Here is a 16,313-nt window from a genome sequence, read left to right as displayed (position 1 = left end):
TCCGCACCCCGAGCCGACGCCATGATCGACCTGTATTACTGGCCCACCCCGAACGGCCATAAAGTGACCCTGCTGTTGGAGGAAACCGGCCTGGAATACCGCATCCACCCGGTCAACATCGGCTCGGGCGACCAGTTCAAGCCGGAATTCCTCGCCATTTCGCCCAACAACAAGATGCCGGCCATCGTCGACCACGCCCCGGCCGACGGCGGCGCCCCGCAGAGCGTGTTCGAGTCCGGTGCGATTCTGTTGTACCTGGCCGAGAAGACCGGCCGCTTCCTGCCCAGCGATCCGCGCGGCCGCGTCACCACCCTGGAATGGCTGTTCTGGCAGATGGCGGGCCTGGGTCCGATGAGTGGCCAGATGGGGCATTTCAATGTGTATGCCCCGGAAAAGATCCCGTATGCGATCGAGCGCTATGACAACGAAGTGCGCCGCCTGCATGGGGTGATGGACAAGCGCCTGGCCCAGCACGCCTTCCTGGCCGGCGACGCGTACACCATCGCCGACATGGCCAGCTACCCGTGGGTCGGCGCCTACGACACGCTGCCGGTGGACTTCGCCGCGTTCCCGAACCTCAAGCGCTGGCACGAGGCCATCGCCGCGCGCCCGGCCACCCAGCGCGCCTATGCGCTGCGCCAGCAGGTGAACCCGAACGCCGGCAAGCCGCTCAGCGACGAAGAACGCAAGCACCTGTTCGGCCAGCGCTGACCCAGTTCGGTGGGTGCCGACCGTTGGTCGGCACTCCTTACCGGCACTCCTTATGGGCAGAAGGTCATGCTGCCTTCCCGCACGGGCTTGGTTAGGATGGGGGACGACCGTCCCGCGCCCCGCGTGGAGGCGGACCTGCCGTTTGCCGGGATCCTCCATGCGCCATCTGTTCGCTTCGCTCGCCCTCATGCTCGCAACCAGTACCGCCGCCCACGCCGAAAAGCTGACCCTGGAAGCCATCACCGGCCCGCTGCCGTTGTCCGGACCGACCCTGATGAAGCCCAAGGTGGCGCCGGACGGTTCGCAGGTCGGCTTCCTGCGCGGCAAGGACAGCGACCGCAACCAGCTGGACCTGTGGACCTACGACATCGGCAGCGGCCAGACCCGCCTGCTGGTTGATTCCAAGGTGGTGCTGCCCGGCACCGAGACCCTCAGCGATGAGGAAAAGGCCCGACGCGAGCGCCAGCGCATCGCCGCGATGACCGGCATCGTCGATTACCAGTGGTCGCCGGACGCGCAGCGCCTGCTGTTCCCGTTGGGCGGCGAACTCTACCTGTACGACCTCAAGCAGCAGGGCCAGGCGGCCGTGCGCCAGCTGACTCACGGTGAAGGCTTCGCCACCGACGCCAAGCTGTCGCCCAAGGACGGTTTCGTCAGCTTCATCCGCGGCCGCAACCTGTGGGTGATCGATCTGGCCAGTGGCAAGCAGCTGCAGCTGACCCGCGACGGCAGCACCACCATCGGCAACGGCGTGGCCGAGTTCGTCGCCGACGAGGAAATGGATCGCCATACCGGTTACTGGTGGGCGCCGGATGATTCGGCCATCGCCTTCGCCCGCATCGACGAGGCGCCGGTGCCGGTGCAGAAGCGCTACGAGGTCTACGCCGACCGCACCGATGTGATCGAACAGCGTTACCCGGCCGCCGGCGACGCCAACGTGCGCGTGCAGCTGGGCGTGATCGCACCGGCCGCCGATGCGCAGCCGCGCTGGATCGACCTGGGCAAGGAACAGGACATCTACCTGGCCCGCGTCGATTGGCGCGATGCGCAGCACCTGAGTTTCCAGCGCCAGTCGCGTGACCAGAAGCAGCTGGACCTGGTCGAAGTGGCGCTCGACTCCAACCGCCAGCGCGTGCTCGTACACGAGACCAGCCCGACCTGGGTGCCGCTGCACAACAGCCTGCGCTTCCTTGAAGATGGCAGCGTGCTGTGGTCGTCCGAGCGCACCGGCTTCCAGCACCTGTACCGCATCGACAGCAAGGGCAAGGCCACTGCGCTGACCCATGGCAACTGGCCGGTGGACGAACTGCTGGCGGTCGATGAGAAGGCCGGCAAGGCCTACTTCCGTGCTGGCATCGAGACCTCGCGCGAAAGCCAGATCTACGCGGTGTCGCTGCAGGGCGGTGAGCCGCAGCGCCTGTCGAAGGCGCCGGGCATGCACAGCGCCAGCTTCGCCCGCAATGCCAGCGTCTACGTGGACAGCTGGTCCAACAGCACCACGCCGCCGCAGATCGAACTGTTCCGCGCCAACGGCGAGAAGATCGCCACGCTGGTCGAGAACGACCTGGCCGATCCCAGGCACCCGTATGCGCGCTACCGCGATGCGCAGCGCCCGGTCGAGTTCGGCACGTTGATGGCTGCCGACGGCAAGACCCCGTTGAACTACAGCCTGATCAAGCCGGCCGGCTTCGATCCGTCCAAGCGCTACCCGGTGGCGGTGTACGTCTACGGCGGCCCGGCCAGCCAGACCGTCACCGACAGCTGGCCCGGCCGCGGCGACCATCTGTTCAACCAGTACCTGGCCCAGCAGGGCTACGTCGTGTTCTCGCTGGACAACCGCGGCACTCCGCGCCGTGGCCGCGACTTCGGTGGTGCGCTGTACGGGAAGCAGGGCACGGTGGAAGTGACCGACCAGCTGCGCGGCGTGGCCTGGCTGAAGCAGCAGCCGTGGGTGGACCCGGCGCGCATCGGCGTGCAGGGCTGGTCCAACGGCGGTTACATGACTCTGATGCTGCTGGCCAAGGCATCGAACCAGTACGCCTGTGGCGTGGCCGGCGCACCGGTCACCGATTGGGGCCTGTATGACAGCCACTACACCGAACGCTACATGGACCTGCCGGCGCGCAACGAAGCGGGGTACCGCGAAGCGCGCGTGCTGACCCATATCGACGGCCTGCGTTCGCCGTTGCTGCTGATCCACGGCATGGCCGATGACAACGTGCTGTTCACCAACTCGACCAGCCTGATGAGCGCGCTGCAGAAGCGCGGGCAGCCGTTCGAGCTGATGACCTATCCGGGTGCCAAGCATGGCCTGTCCGGCGCCGATGCCCTGCATCGCTACCGTGTGGCCGAAGCCTTCCTGGGACGCTGCCTGAAGCCCTGATGCACAAACGGGAAGGAGCCCGCCGATGACACTGCCGCCGCCGATTCCCACCCATGGCCCGAAGCCTGCCGGCTGGTGGTCCCGTCACTGGCGCTGGGCGATGCCGCTGGCCGTGCTGCTGGTGTTGGCCGGTGCCGGTGGCGTGGTGGCCTGGAGCGTGCTGCGCTGGAGCGAGGCGGCACGCGAAAGCCCACCGATGCGCGAGGCGATGCGCCGCGCCGGATGCAGCATCGAACTGGTGGAAGCCTTCGGCGAGCCGCTGCGTGCCGAATCGATGCCGCTGGGCAGCATGCAGACCGCGATCAATGGCCAGCGCGACGTCGGCCTGACCGTGGCCCTGGAAGGCCCGCGCGCGCGCGGCCGGCTGTTCGTGAAGGGCACCCGCAGCGACGACGTCTGGGACTATCCGGTGATGTATGTGCTGGGCGAGAACAAGCAGACCTTCGACCTGACCGCGCTGGATGATGACGAGGCCGCGCAGGAATGCGAGCTGCAGGCCTGCCGCGAACGCGGCGAATGCCCGCTGGCCGCGGCGTTGTGACCTCCGGCCGATTGTCGCCACAGCGCTGAGCGCGTAGGGTGCGGGCAACCCTGTCCTGGAGTGCACCATGAAGCCGATCGCGTTGGCCGTTGCCCTGGCCCTGACTGCCGCCCCGCTGATGTCCGCACCGCCGGCGCTGGCGGCACCCGCCACCAAGGCCGCTACTCCGGCCAGCCCGGCCTGGGTGACCCGCAGCAACGCACTGGCGCAGATCCTGCTCGATGCGCAGGGCCCGTTCCAACCGGAAGAAACCGGCTTCTTCGGCGTGCCCGGCTATGACGACAAGGTGGCCGACCTCGGCGCGGACAACGGCAAGCGCTACCGCGCGGCGATGGCCAAGGCGCGCGACGAACTGAAGGCGAAGCTGGCCACCGAGAAGGATCCCAACGTCCGCCAGGACCTGGAGATCATGATCCACGCCGCCAACCAGAACATCGAAGGCAGTGAGCTCAACGAGAAGTACCTGCTGCCATGGAGTGACGCGCCGCAGACCATCTTCAGCGGCCTCAACCTGCTTCTGTCCGACCAGGTGCCGGCCGAGCGCCGGGCCAAGGCGATCGACCGCCTCAAGGCCTACGCCGGGCTGCAGCCGGGTGGCACCGCGTTCACCACGCTGGCCCGCCAGCGTTACGAAGAGCGCTTGAAGGACGGCAGCCTGCTGCAGCCGACGAAGATCGAAGTGCAGCAATCGCTGGACAACGTCGAGACGTACATCACCGGCATCGAGTCGCTGCTGAAGAAGTACCAGATCGCCGGCGCCGATGAGGCAATGAAGGCCCTGGCCGGGCAGATGAAGGATTACGCCAGCTGGACGCGCACGACCGTGCTGCCAAAGGCACGCACCGACGCGCGCCTGCCGGCGCCGCTGTACGCCCACCAGCTCAAGCAGGTCGGCATCGATATCGACCCGAAGCTGCTGATGCAGCGCGCGCAGCTGGAGTTCATGGAAACCCGCTCGGCGATGCAGCAGTTGGCGCCGCTGGTGGTGCAGGACAAGGGCCTGAAGGTGGCCGACCCGAGCGACCCGGTGGCGGTGATCCGCGCGCTGAAGGCCGACAAGATCGCCGACGACCAGCTGGAAGGCCACTACCGCAAGGTGATCGATGCGATCGATCCGCTGATCCGCGAGCATGCCATCGTCGACGTGCCCAAGCGCGCCATGCAGATGCGCCTGGGTTCGGCCGCCGAGAGCGCGGCCAGCCCGGCCCCGCATTTCCTGCCGGCGCCGCTGGTCAACAACACCGGGCAGCAGGGCACCTTCGTGCTGCCGCTGGGCAACCCGGCGGCGGGCCCGGGCGCACAATACGACGATTTCAACTTCGGTGCGGCGGCGTGGACGCTGAGCGCGCATGAAGGCCGCCCCGGCCACGAGCTGCAGTTCACCGCGATGGTCGAGCGTGGTGTCTCGCTGGCGCGCACCATGTTCGCGTTCAATTCGGTGAACGTTGAAGGCTGGGCGCTGTATGCCGAGGCCGAGATGGTGCCGTACGAGCCGCTGGACGGGCAGATGATCGCCCTGCAGTTCCGCCTGCTGCGGGCCGCACGCGCAATGCTTGACCCGATGCTCAATCTCGGCCTGACCGACCGCGCCAACGGCGAGCGCGTGCTGATGGAGCAGGTCGGCCTGTCCAAGGCGATGGCCACCCAGGAACTGGACCGCTACATGGTGCGTATGCCGGGCCAGGCGGGCAGCTACTTCTATGGCTACACCCGTATCCTGGAACTGCGCATGCAGACCGAGCTGGCACTGGGCGCGAAGTTCGACCGCCTGGCCTTCAACAACTTCCTGCTCGACCAGGGCCTGCTGCCGCCGGACCAGCTGGCCGACGCGGTGAACAAGGTGTTCGTGCCGAAGTACAAGCGCTGAAGCCCTTCCGGTAGTGCCGGCTGCTGGCCGGCATTCCCCTGGCGTAGAGAGGATTCCTGAGGTTGCCGGCCAGCGGCCGGCACTACCCGCGGTGAGGCTGCCGCGTCACCGCTGCGGCGTGATCACCTGGGTCGGCAACCGTGCCGGCGGTTCCGGATTGGGTACCCAGATCGCCACACCGGCGGCGCGCTTCTGCGTGGTCGGAATACCGATGCCGACGCCCCCCCCCACATGCGAGCCGAAGGTGCCGGCACCCACCGACATGCCGACCGGCGAGCCGCTGCTGCCCACGCCCATCAGCACCACGCCATTGGCGCCCAGTGCCGCCGCTTCACGCTTCAGGCGTGCCACTGCGGCATCGGTCTGGCCCTGCGTGCCGAAGCCCACGGCAGATGCCGATTCCAGCTGCGCGATTTCCTGCGAGCCGGCCGGAGGCGTGGAATAGATCTGCACCAGTGCCGGATCGATCGGCGCGCGGGCGCGCCCCAGCATGACCTTGGAGGTGCTGGCACAACCGGCGGCGACCAGCAGGATGGCCGCCAGCGCGGCCCAACGGATGTTCATGGCACGACCCCTGTAGGACTGGTTGCGATCTTCGGTGGGCCACTCTGAATCGGCGCCAACACCCGGGCCCGGGCACCCACGGCAGCACGCTAGCACGCGTCGGGTGACAGCCCCGCCAACGGCAGTAGGCGGCGACCGCGTGAACGACTATGGTGGACAGACAGGAACCAACTGCGGGAGAGCGGAATGGGCGTGATCAGTCTGTTGTGGGGCGTACTGGCGCTGTTGTGGATGATCCTGGCGCTGATTCCGCTGCTGGGCTGGGGCAACTGGTTCCTGATCCCGTTCGCCGCCGTCGGCGCGGTGATAGCCGCGCTGGGCATCCTGTTTACCCACCCGACCAAGCGCGGTCGGGCCTGGGCCGGGCTGGTGCTGAACGGCATCGTGGTGGTGGTGGGCATCCTGCGCCTGGGCCTGGGCGGCGGCGTGATCTGAATCCCGGCGCCGGGTGCGACAGGGCGTCGCAGGTACTCGGCTGCTGGACGGGCAGGGGCGTACAATGAGCGGCTGCGCGAGCCCCCCGCGTGCCTGTGATTCCGCGCCTGGCGCGGCTGCCCGATGATCATCCGACCCCGTCCCCACGGCTGGCAACTGCTGTACATCCTGCGCGGCTCGATCGTCAAAGCGATCGCGCCGAAGGTGCTGGCCATCCTGATCCTGTCCATTGCCGTGGCGGCCGTGGTGGAACTGGCCCCGCCGACCGGCATCGAACGCGTGTCGGTCACGCCGTTCACCCTGCTCGGCCTGGTCCTGTCGATCTTCCTCAGCTTCCGCAACAGCGCCTGCTATGACCGCTGGTGGGAAGGCCGCAAGCTGTGGGGCCAGCTGGTCTACGAATCGCGTTCGCTGGCGCGCCAGGTGCACCTGCTGCTGGCCGATGACGGCGGCCGCCGTCGCCGCATCGCGTACCTCACCACCGCGTTCGCCCATGCGCTGGCCGCGCGCCTGCGTGGGCGCATCGTGGCCCTGGTCGCCTTGCCATGGCTGGACAAGCCGCAGCGCGAGCAGCTGGGCCAGCGCGAGAACGTGCCGGATGCATTGCTGTCGATGATCGCCGCCGAGCTGGCCCAGGCGCTGCGCGCCGGCGAGCTCGATCCGATCCTCTACACCCAGCTGGAGGAGCGCCTGCACGCGATGTCGTCGATCCAGGCCGGCTGCGAGCGCATTCTCACCACGCCGCTGCCGTTCGCCTACACCCTGCTGCTGCATCGCTGCGCGTGGATGTTCTGCGTGCTGCTGCCGTTCGGCCTGGCCAGTTCGCTGGGCTGGGGCACGCCGGTGCTGTCGGCGGTGCTGGCCTATGCCTTCTTCGGCCTGGACCAGCTGGGCGAAGAAATGGAAGACCCGTTCGGCCTGGAGCCGAACGACCTGCCGCTGGACGCGCTGGTGCGCACGATCGAGATCGACCAGCTCGACGCGCTCGGCGAACGCCCCTTGCCCGAACCCCTGCTGCCGCAGGGTTACCTGTTGCAATAGCCACTCCTCGGAGCCTGCCATGTCCCATCCGCTTTACCGCCCGCGCCGCATGCGCCACGACGAGTTCTCGCGCCGCCTGATGCGCGAGCACACGCTGACCACCGACGACCTGATCTACCCGGTGTTCGTGCACGAACTGGCGGGCCGCACCGCAGTGCCGTCGATGCCGGGCGTGGAGCGGCTGTCGATCGAAGAGTTGCTGAAGGTGGCCGAAGAAGCGCTGGAACTGGGCATTCCGGTGATCGACCTGTTCCCGGTGATCGACCCGTCGCTGAAGTCGCTGGACGCGTCGACGGCGTGGGCCGAGGACGGCCTGGCGCAGCGTGCGATCCGCGCGCTGAAGTCGCGCTTCCCGGAACTGGGCGTGATGACCGATGTGGCGCTGGACCCGTACACCACCCACGGCCAGGACGGCATCATCGACGACAAGGGTTACGTGCTCAACGACATCACGGTCGAAGCGCTGGTCAAGCAGTCGGTGTCGCACGCCGAGGCCGGTGTGGACATCGTCTCGCCGTCGGACATGATGGACGGCCGCATCGGCGCGATCCGCCGTGCGCTGGATGCCGACAACCACATCAACGTGCGCATCATGGCCTACTCGGCCAAGTACGCCTCGGCGTTCTACGGCCCGTTCCGTGATGCGGTGGGCAGCGCGGCCAGCCTCGGCAAGGCCGACAAGAAGACCTACCAGATGGACCCGGCCAACGGCGACGAGGCTCTGCGCGAGATCGCGCTGGACCTGGAAGAGGGCGCCGACATGGTGATGGTCAAGCCGGGCATGCCGTACCTGGACCTGGTGCGCCGGGTGAAGGAGACGTTCGGCGTGCCGACCTTTGCCTACCAGGTCAGTGGCGAGTACGCGATGATGAAGGCCGCCTTCGCCAACGGCTGGCTGGACGAGCGCGCCTGCGTGCTGGAGTCGCTGCTGGGCTTCAAGCGGGCCGGTGCCGACGGCGTGCTGACCTATTTCGCGCCGCAGGTGGCGCGATGGCTGCGCGAGCGCTGACAATAGCGCCACGATAGACGGAGGACTGCGCGATGGGACCCGAACTGGGATGGATGCAATGGCTGATCTGGGGTACCGGTGTCCTGGTGTTCGGTGCCCTCATCGTCGGTGTCTTCATCGCCGCCTGGCGGGCTGGCAAGCGCCCACCGGAGCAGCTCTCCGCCGCCCGCCACGTGGCCCGTGAGCAGGCCCTGCCGGACAGCGTGCAGGCCGAGCTGGCCGCGTTGAACCAGCGCAAGGACAACGGCCAGCTGAGCGAGATGGAGTACGAGCAGTTGCGCGCCAAGGTGCTGTCGCGCTGACGGGCGATCCCCGGGGTCGGATCCCTTTCCGCAGGAAAGGGCTCTGGCCCCTTCGCGGGCGCCATCCACGCATGGCGTGGATCTACCGCACGCACCCGGCCACCGCCGCCACCTTCGGCACCGCCAACCGGTACACGTCCACGCCACCGGCGCGCGGCGCCTTTGCCGCGCTGCTGGCCACCATCATCTCGCCGGGCTTGGCGTTGTCGATCACCGGCGCGCCGGTCCAGCCGCCGGCCTGGTTGAACGATAGTCCCAGCGGCTGCAGCGCCACACCGCTCCACGCACAGCCGCTGCTCCAGACCTGCGCGGTACTGCCGTGGCCGCGGCTGAACACCACGGCGCCGTCATGGCCCAGCCAGTCGCCGTCGGTCTCGTCGTCGGCGCTGTTCAACGCGCTCAGTGCGGTGGCCGGGCCACGCACGCCCTGCGCATCCAGCGTCGCTACGAACAGGTCCCAGCCGGCGCCATGGCCCTGCTGGCGGGCAAACAACAGCTGCTTGCCATCCGCGCTCAGGGCCGGCCCGCGCTCTTCCCGGCGCCCGCCGTCACCGGCCAGCGGCTGCGCCGGGCCCAGCCGGCCATCGGTGGCCAGCGCAGCGCGGTACAGCGCCAGCGTGCCCTCGCGACCGGCCGCGAACAGCAGCCAGCGGCCGTCACGGCTGAAGTAGGGATCGCGGGCTTCACCGGCCACGCCGACCGGCAGTGCCTGTGCCTGCTGCCAACGACCGTCGACCACGCGTGCCTCCCACAGGCCCCAGCCGGCTTCGCCGCGGCGGGCGAAAACGATGCGCTGGCCATCGGCGCTGATCGTGGCGCGGCCCTCGTCGGCGCGGGTCGAGACCACGCCCATGCCTTCGATGCCGTACTCGTTCAACGCCATCGCCACGGGGGCAGAGAGTAGACTGGCGGCAAGCACCAGCAGGGGCGGGGTGATGCGCATCATCCGGTTCCATGCACGAACAGAGCATCAGTCTAGCCAGCTTGAGGATTCCATGACCGACCGTTACGCCGTCTTCGGACACCCCGTCGCCCATTCGAAGTCGCCGCAGATCCATGCGACGTTCGGTCGCCAGGAAGGCATCGCCATCGACTATCGCGCGATCGACCTGGCCCCGGATGCGTTCCTGGCCGGCCTGGAGGCCTTCGCTGCCGAGGGCGGTGTCGGTGCGAACGTCACCCTGCCGCACAAGGAAGCCGCGTTCTCGGCATGCACCACGCTGACCGCACGGGCGCGCCGCGCCGGCTCGGTCAACACGCTGCTGCGCAAGGGCGACCGTTGGCACGGCGACACCACCGATGGCATCGGCCTGGTGCGCGACCTGACCGACCGCCACGGCCTGGACCTGCGCGGCCGCCGCGTGCTGATGATCGGTGCCGGTGGCTCGGCGCGCAGCGTCGCACCGGCGCTGCTCGATGCCGGCATCACCGAACTGGTCGTGGTCAACCGCACGCCGGAGCGCGCCGACGAACTGATCGATGCCATGGGCGAACCGGGCCGCGCGATCAGCCGCTACTGGGAAGACCTGCGCGAGCTGGGCGACTTCGAACTGATCGTCAACGCCACCTCCGCCGGGCGCGACCGCGACGTCGAGTTCAAGCTGCCGCTGTCGCTGGTCAACTCGATGACCACCGCCGTCGACCTGAACTACGGCGAGGCGGCCATCGCCTTCCTGGCCTGGGCCCGTGCGGCGCAGTGCCGTAACACCGTCGACGGCCTGGGCATGCTGGTCGAGCAGGCTGCCGAGAGCTTCCTGCAGTGGCACGGCGTACGCCCGCAAACCGACGAGGTCTACCAGGCGCTGCGCCAGGGCCCGGCGGTGTTGGCCGGCGAGGACTGATCGATGGACGGCACGACCCTGATGGTGACCGTGCTGAGCATGGTCGGAGTGCGCCTGCCGGTGCTGATCGCGCTGTGCGTCGGCCTGGTCTGGGTGGTCGGTGCGCCGCGCGATGCGACCCGTACCGGTGCGCTGGTCGGCCTGCTGCTGTTGCTGTTGTCCAGCCTGGGCGGCCTGGCCGCGGGTGTCCTGCCGATGTGGCTGGTCAGCAGTGGCAACTTCAGCGCCATCTCGGGCATGAGCGCCATCTTCGGCGTGCTGCACTTCGCGCTGGCGATGGTCGAGGCCATCGGCGTGGTGCTGCTGGTGTGGGCGCTGGTGCGCCTGCTGCGGCTGCGCGGCAACGCGGTGCAGTGACACCCCGGTGACGGCCCAGGGCCGTCGCCAGCAGCGTACGGTGTGTTCATCCAGCCGCCGGGCGTCGCCGCTGCCCCGTTCAGGCAGCCAGCGGCGGCGGACATGGCCGGCCATGCGACAATGACCGGCCCGATCCAGCTACGGTAATTCCCGGCGTGACCGAAACCGTCGCCGCTCCGCGCACGCTCGATGACCCCTTGAAGGACGCGATCCGCAAGGCGTACACGACGCTGCAGGCCAATACCCCCGGCTTCTCCACCCGCCGCTCGCAGAGCCAGATGATCGGCGTGGTGTCGCGCGCGCTGTCGAAGAGCGGCGGCGTTGGCGTGGTCGAGGCGCCGACCGGCGTCGGCAAGAGCCTGGGTTACCTCACCGCGGGCGTCCCCATTGCGCTGGCCACCAGGAAGAAGCTGGTGATCAGCACCGGCACCGTGGCGCTGCAGTCGCAGCTGGTCGAGCGGGATATCCCGAATTTCCTCAAGGCCACCGGCCTGGAAGCAACCGTGGCGCTGGCCAAGGGCCGTACCCGCTACCTGTGCACGCGCAACGCGGCCGAAGCACAGGGCGAGGGCTCGCAGGGCGGCATGTTCGAGGAGGATGCACCACTGTTCGACCGGCCGCTGGCGCCGATCGAGATGGACATCGCCAAGCGCCTGACCGATGCCTTTACCGGCGGCAGCTGGGACGGCGATATCGACAATGCGCCGGAGACCATCAGCCCCGGCCTGCGCAGCCGCATCACCACGCCGGCTTCGGGCTGCGCCGGGCGCCGTTGTGCGTATTCGGCGCAGTGCGCGGTGCTGCGTTCGCGCAATACCGTGCGCGATGCGCAGATCGTGGTCACCAACCACGCGCTGCTGCTGTCGGCGCTGTCGATCGGCGACAGCGACAACGGTCAGCCGTTGATCGCGCCGCCGTCGGACATGCTGCTGGTGCTGGATGAAGGCCATCACATCGGCAACGTGGCGATCGACCAGGGCGCGGCCAGCCTCGCGCTGGATGAAATGGCCAAGCGCACCGGCCGCCTGCAGATCCTGATTGCCGGTGCCTACCGCGCGGTCGACAAGGACCGCCTCGGCAACCTGCTGCCGAACGAAGCGATCGAGGTGGCCAGCAACGTCGCCAAGCAGCTGCGCGCGTTCCGCGATCACATCGAGCGGGTGTGGATGCCGGCGCCGGCGGACGAGGAGCCGATGTGGCGTGCGGCCAATGGACGCCTGCCCGAGGCCTGGCGCGAGCCGATCGAGGCACTGGCCGACGAGACCCGCAGCCTCTACAACTGGGCGCACGCCGCCACCGCGCAGGTGGCCAAGGGCAAGCCGGACGATGCCGCGCGCGAGCGCCTGCAGCGCAACCTGGGCATGGCGCTGGAAATGATCGAGCAACAGTACAACCTGTGGCAGGCGTGGCGCCGCGAGGACAAGGATGGCGCGCCGCCGATGGCGCGCTGGGTCACCGCCACCCGCGACGGCGACCTGGTGCTGCACGGCTCGCCGGTATCGGCCGCGCACGTGCTGCGCAAGCTGCTGTGGGATGAGGTGGACTCGGTGGTGATGACCTCGGCGACGCTGACCGGCGGTGGCGATTTCCAGTCGCTGGCGATCGACAACGGCATTCCGGAAGAGGCCGAGATGGTCTCGCTGTCGTCGCCGTTCGACCTGCCCAACCAGGCCGAGCTGATCGTGCCCAGGTTCCCGGTCACCCCCGACGACCGCGAAGGCCATCCCCGCGAAGTGGCGCGCTACCTCGACACCGAGTTGGATTGGGCCAAGGGCTCGATGGTGCTGTTCACCTCGCGCTGGAAGATGGAAAAGGTGGCCGGGCTGATGCCGGCCGCGCGGCGCAAGCAGGTGCTGGTACAGGGCGAGATGTCCAAGACCCGGCTGATCGAAGAGCACCTGCGCCGCGTCGCTGCCGGCGAAGGCTCGGTACTGTTCGGCCTGAACTCGTTCGGCGAAGGCCTCGACCTGCCCGGCGAAGCCTGCACCACGGTGGTGATCACCCAGGTACCGTTCGCGGTGCCGACCGATCCGCAGACCGCCACGCTCAGCGAATGGTTCGAAGGCCGCGGGCTCAATGCGTTCAACCTGATCGCCATTCCGCACGCGCTGCGCACGTTGACCCAGTTCGCCGGCCGCCTGATCCGCACCTCCACCGACACCGGCCGCGTGATCATCCTCGATTCGCGGCTGCTGACCCGCCGCTACGGCAAGCGCATCATCGACGCGCTGCCGCCGTTCAAGCGCGTGATCGGCTGAGACGGGGTCGGATCCCTTCCGAAGGAAGGGCTCTGACCCGACCACGCCCTCTGTCGCTCAATCGCCCTCCGGATTCCGGCAGGCCTGGTTGCCCATCGCATTGTGGTAATCGCGATCAAAGCAGCGCAGGAAGCCATCGAGCACGTCCAGGTTGGGCGGCCACGGCACATCCACCTTCTGCCCGCCGGCGGTCGTGAAATGATAACGCCCATCCTTCAGCGCCTTGGCAATCTGCTCCGGCGCAGGAATCGCAATCAACCTTGCTCGCGCTTTCTCCAGCGCCGCACGATCACGCTGCAGGAAGGCGATCGTGCCGTCCACGTAGGCGTTCCAGTAACCGGGGTCGGTGGCGGTGGGCTTGTAGGTGCGCTGCATCAGCGCCACCGCCTCCGGGTACTGGCCCGCCTCCGCACGCATCTGGCTTTCATGCCACAGAATCATGGTGTTGCCCGCAGCCTTGGGCAGCACAGCATAGGCGGCGAGCAGATCAGCGGCTTCACGGTGGCAGCCACGGTCGGCCAGCGTGCGCCAGCCACCTTCCAGGTCCTGATCGAACGCATCCGGTTCCATCGCCAGCATCGCTGCACGGTCGTAGCTGCAGTCGGGTGCTTTGGGTGGTTCTGCTGACGTGCCCATGGCAGCGGCCAGTGCAAAGAAAAGCAACATCCTCTCAACCTCCGTGTTGATGACCTCCTGGCCACCATAACGGATCACGACGGGTAGTGCCGGCCGCTGGCCGGCAACCTCAATGATGTGGGACGCGGCGTGCAGATGCCGGCCAGCGGCCGGCACTACCGCGCAGGGATCAATCGCCGAGCAGGGCAGTGTTGCGTACGGCGCCCTTGTCGGCACTGGTGGCGAGCAGGGCGTAGGCCTTCAACGCGCTGGTGACCTTGCGCGGGCGCGGTGCGCGTGGCTTCCAGCCGCGTGAATCGGCCTCGCTGCGGCGCTGGACCAGCGTGGCCTCATCCAGCAGCAGGTCGATGCGGCGGGCCGGGATGTCGATGCGGATGCGGTCGCCATCTTCCACCAGGCCGATCGCGCCGCCACTGGCCGCTTCCGGCGAAACGTGGCCGATCGACAGCCCCGAGGTGCCACCGGAGAAGCGGCCGTCGGTGAGCAGCGCGCATTGCTTGCCCAGTCCTTTCGACTTCAGGTAGCTGGTCGGGTACAGCATCTCCTGCATGCCAGGGCCGCCCTTCGGGCCCTCGTAACGGATCACCACGACGTCGCCCGGTTGTACCTCGTCGGCGAGGATGCCGGCGACGGCGGCGTCCTGGCTTTCATAGACGCGCGCGGGGCCTTCGAACACATGGATCGATTCGTCCACGCCGGCGGTTTTCACCACGCAGCCATCGACGGCCAGATTGCCGCGCAGCACAGCCAGGCCACCTTCCAGCGAATACGCATGTTGCAGCGAGCGGATGCAGCCCTCGGCGCGGTCCAGGTCCAGCGCGGGCCAGCGCGTGGCTTGGCTGAAGGCCTCCTGCGTGGGGATGCCGGCCGGACCGGCCTTGAAGAAGGTGTGCAGGGTGTCGTTGTCACTGCGCACCACGTCCCAGCGCTCCAGCGCCTCGGCCAGGCTGGCGCTGTGCACGGTCGGCACTGTGGTATCGAGCAGGCCGGCGCGATCCAGCTCCCCGAGGATGCCGAACACGCCGCCGGCGCGGTGCACGTCCTCGATGTGGTACTTCGGTGTGTTCGGCGCCACCTTGCACAGCTGCGGGACGCGTCGCGACAGCGCGTCGATGTGGGTCAGGTCGAAGTCGACCTCCGCTTCCTGCGCTGCGGCCAGCAGATGCAGGATGGTGTTGGTGGAGCCGCCCATGGCGATGTCCAGGGTCATCGCGTTGGCAAACGCGGCCTGGGTGGCGATCCCGCGCGGCAGCGCGCTCGGGTCTTCGCCGCCGTACCAGCGATGGCAGAGCTCGACGATCAGGCGGCCGGCGCGGCGGAACAGCGCCTCGCGGTCGGCATGGGTGGCCAGCGTAGTGCCGTTGCCGGGCAGCGACAGGCCCAGCGCTTCGGTCAGGCAGTTCATCGAGTTGGCGGTGAACATGCCCGAGCAGGAGCCGCAGGTGGGGCAGGCGCTGCGTTCAAAGGCCGCAACCTTCTCGTCTGAGGCGCTGTCATCGGCGGCCACCACCATCGCGTCGACCAGGTCCAGCTTGTGCTCGGACAGCTTGGTCTTGCCCGCTTCCATCGGCCCGCCGGAGACGAACACCACCGGGATGTCCAGGCGCAGCGCGGCCATCAGCATGCCGGGGGTGATCTTGTCACAGTTGCTGATGCACACCAGCGCGTCGGCGCAGTGCGCGTTGACCATGTACTCCACGGCGTCGGCGATGATCTCGCGGCTGGGCAGCGAGTACAGCATCCCGTCGTGGCCCATCGCGATGCCGTCGTCCACGGCGATGGTGTTGAATTCCTTGGCGACGCCACCGACCTGTTCGATTTCGCGTGCGACCAGCTGGCCGAGGTCCTTCAGGTGCACGTGGCCGGGCACGAACTGGGTGAAGGAGTTGGCGATGGCGATGATCGGCTTGTGGAAGTCGCCGTCCTTCATGCCGGTGGCACGCCACAGGGCGCGGGCGCCGGCCATGTTGCGGCCGGCGGTGGAGGTGCGGGAGCGGTATTCGGGCATGGCGGGCGGAACGGGCGGGCCGTACGACGTGGGGGTCAGCCGATCATGGCCAATTTTTTCGGTTGCTGCTGCAACCACCGGAGATGGTCCGGCCGGGCTGCGCCCGGCACCCGCAGAGGCAACGTCAACGTCAAAGGCGGGCATTCCGTGGGACAGCGGGGTGGGTCCGGTTGCGGGGGACGGCGCAAGTACATCCATGTAGCCTCGGTCGCGCCATCCATGGCGCTCACGCCCCCGCAACCGGACCGACCCCGCCTTCGACAGTTTGCTGCGATCTGTTGGGGCCGGCGCTCTGCCCTTGGTAGGTGTCGACCTTGGTCGACACGATGGATCCACGTCATGCGTGGCTGATGCGGAACG

15 protein-coding genes are annotated in these 16,313 nt (G+C 68.3%); 11 read left to right on the top strand and 4 right to left on the bottom strand.

The features are described from left to right. Positions 1-21 precede the first annotated feature (21 nt). The 4 genes from ACM0PK_RS06825 (at position 22) to ACM0PK_RS06810 (ending at position 5,502) form a co-directional block, all read left to right on the top strand. On the top strand, positions 22-711 hold the full coding sequence (locus ACM0PK_RS06825; protein ID WP_061479000.1) for a glutathione binding-like protein: 690 nt from the start codon (positions 22-24) through the stop codon (positions 709-711). A 157-nt stretch (positions 712-868) separates the two neighbouring features. Further along, complete coding sequence (locus ACM0PK_RS06820; RefSeq protein ID WP_414606913.1) at positions 869-3,094, top strand: S9 family peptidase; 2,226 nt, start codon at positions 869-871, stop codon at positions 3,092-3,094. A gap of 25 nt (positions 3,095-3,119) precedes the next feature. Further along, on the top strand, positions 3,120-3,635 hold the full coding sequence (locus ACM0PK_RS06815; protein ID WP_134955886.1) for a cytochrome c oxidase assembly factor Coa1 family protein: 516 nt from the start codon (positions 3,120-3,122) through the stop codon (positions 3,633-3,635). Between the two features lie 67 nt (positions 3,636-3,702). After that, the gene (locus ACM0PK_RS06810) at positions 3,703-5,502 is read left to right on the top strand and encodes a DUF885 domain-containing protein (RefSeq protein ID WP_414606914.1); all 1,800 of its coding nucleotides are present in this window, start codon (positions 3,703-3,705) and stop codon (positions 5,500-5,502) included. Positions 5,503-5,607: 105 nt separating this feature from the next. On the opposite strand, the gene ACM0PK_RS06805 is transcribed toward ACM0PK_RS06810, so the two are convergent. Next, positions 5,608-6,066, bottom strand: coding sequence for a hypothetical protein (locus ACM0PK_RS06805; RefSeq protein ID WP_005420187.1), 459 nt, complete (start codon positions 6,064-6,066; stop codon positions 5,608-5,610). A 186-nt stretch (positions 6,067-6,252) separates the two neighbouring features. Here ACM0PK_RS06805 and ACM0PK_RS06800 point away from each other — a divergent pair, with 186 nt between their 5' ends. The 4 genes from ACM0PK_RS06800 to ACM0PK_RS06785 all read left to right on the top strand — a co-directional run bounded on the left by ACM0PK_RS06800 (position 6,253) and on the right by ACM0PK_RS06785 (position 8,853). Beyond that, complete coding sequence (locus ACM0PK_RS06800) at positions 6,253-6,501, top strand: hypothetical protein (protein ID WP_005420185.1); 249 nt, start codon at positions 6,253-6,255, stop codon at positions 6,499-6,501. A 123-nt stretch (positions 6,502-6,624) separates the two neighbouring features. Next, complete coding sequence (locus ACM0PK_RS06795; RefSeq protein ID WP_353080475.1) at positions 6,625-7,542, top strand: bestrophin family protein; 918 nt, start codon at positions 6,625-6,627, stop codon at positions 7,540-7,542. A 19-nt stretch (positions 7,543-7,561) separates the two neighbouring features. After that, on the top strand, positions 7,562-8,551 hold the full coding sequence (hemB, locus tag ACM0PK_RS06790; RefSeq protein WP_414606915.1) for a porphobilinogen synthase: 990 nt from the start codon (positions 7,562-7,564) through the stop codon (positions 8,549-8,551). A 32-nt stretch (positions 8,552-8,583) separates the two neighbouring features. Continuing rightward, entirely contained in the window at positions 8,584-8,853 is a 270-nt protein-coding gene (locus ACM0PK_RS06785; RefSeq protein WP_072168028.1) for a hypothetical protein, read from the top strand. Positions 8,854-8,935: 82 nt separating this feature from the next. Here the strand turns inward: ACM0PK_RS06785 and ACM0PK_RS06780 are convergent, their stop codons facing one another. Beyond that, on the bottom strand, positions 8,936-9,799 hold the full coding sequence (locus ACM0PK_RS06780; RefSeq protein ID WP_414606916.1) for a TolB-like translocation protein: 864 nt from the start codon (positions 9,797-9,799) through the stop codon (positions 8,936-8,938). Positions 9,800-9,848: 49 nt separating this feature from the next. On the opposite strand from ACM0PK_RS06780, the gene aroE reads away from it, so the two are divergent. The 3 genes from aroE to dinG all read left to right on the top strand — a co-directional run bounded on the left by aroE (position 9,849) and on the right by dinG (position 13,309). Further along, entirely contained in the window at positions 9,849-10,694 is an 846-nt protein-coding gene (gene aroE, locus ACM0PK_RS06775) for a shikimate dehydrogenase (RefSeq protein ID WP_414606917.1), read from the top strand. A 3-nt stretch (positions 10,695-10,697) separates the two neighbouring features. Continuing rightward, positions 10,698-11,051 carry a hypothetical protein gene (locus ACM0PK_RS06770; RefSeq protein ID WP_069138801.1) on the top strand — a complete coding sequence of 118 codons (354 nt, stop codon included), beginning with the start codon at positions 10,698-10,700 and terminating at the stop codon, positions 11,049-11,051. Positions 11,052-11,206: 155 nt separating this feature from the next. Next, a complete protein-coding gene (dinG, locus tag ACM0PK_RS06765) occupies positions 11,207-13,309 on the top strand; it encodes an ATP-dependent DNA helicase DinG (protein ID WP_180883687.1) in 2,103 nt (700 codons plus the stop codon). A gap of 57 nt (positions 13,310-13,366) precedes the next feature. Here dinG and ACM0PK_RS06760 read toward each other — a convergent pair whose 3' ends face one another. After that, the gene (locus ACM0PK_RS06760) at positions 13,367-13,975 is read right to left on the bottom strand and encodes a hypothetical protein (RefSeq protein WP_058979311.1); all 609 of its coding nucleotides are present in this window, start codon (positions 13,973-13,975) and stop codon (positions 13,367-13,369) included. Positions 13,976-14,114: 139 nt separating this feature from the next. Further along, on the bottom strand, positions 14,115-15,953 hold the full coding sequence (gene ilvD, locus ACM0PK_RS06755; RefSeq protein ID WP_414606918.1) for a dihydroxy-acid dehydratase: 1,839 nt from the start codon (positions 15,951-15,953) through the stop codon (positions 14,115-14,117). Between the last annotated feature and the right edge of the window lie 360 nt (positions 15,954-16,313).

Origin of the sequence: Stenotrophomonas sp. FR010, from assembly GCF_047520755.2 — a bacterium.
Classification (GTDB): domain Bacteria; phylum Pseudomonadota; class Gammaproteobacteria; order Xanthomonadales; family Xanthomonadaceae; genus Stenotrophomonas; species Stenotrophomonas sepilia.
This window is presented reverse-complemented; position numbering and strand designations above follow the sequence as displayed.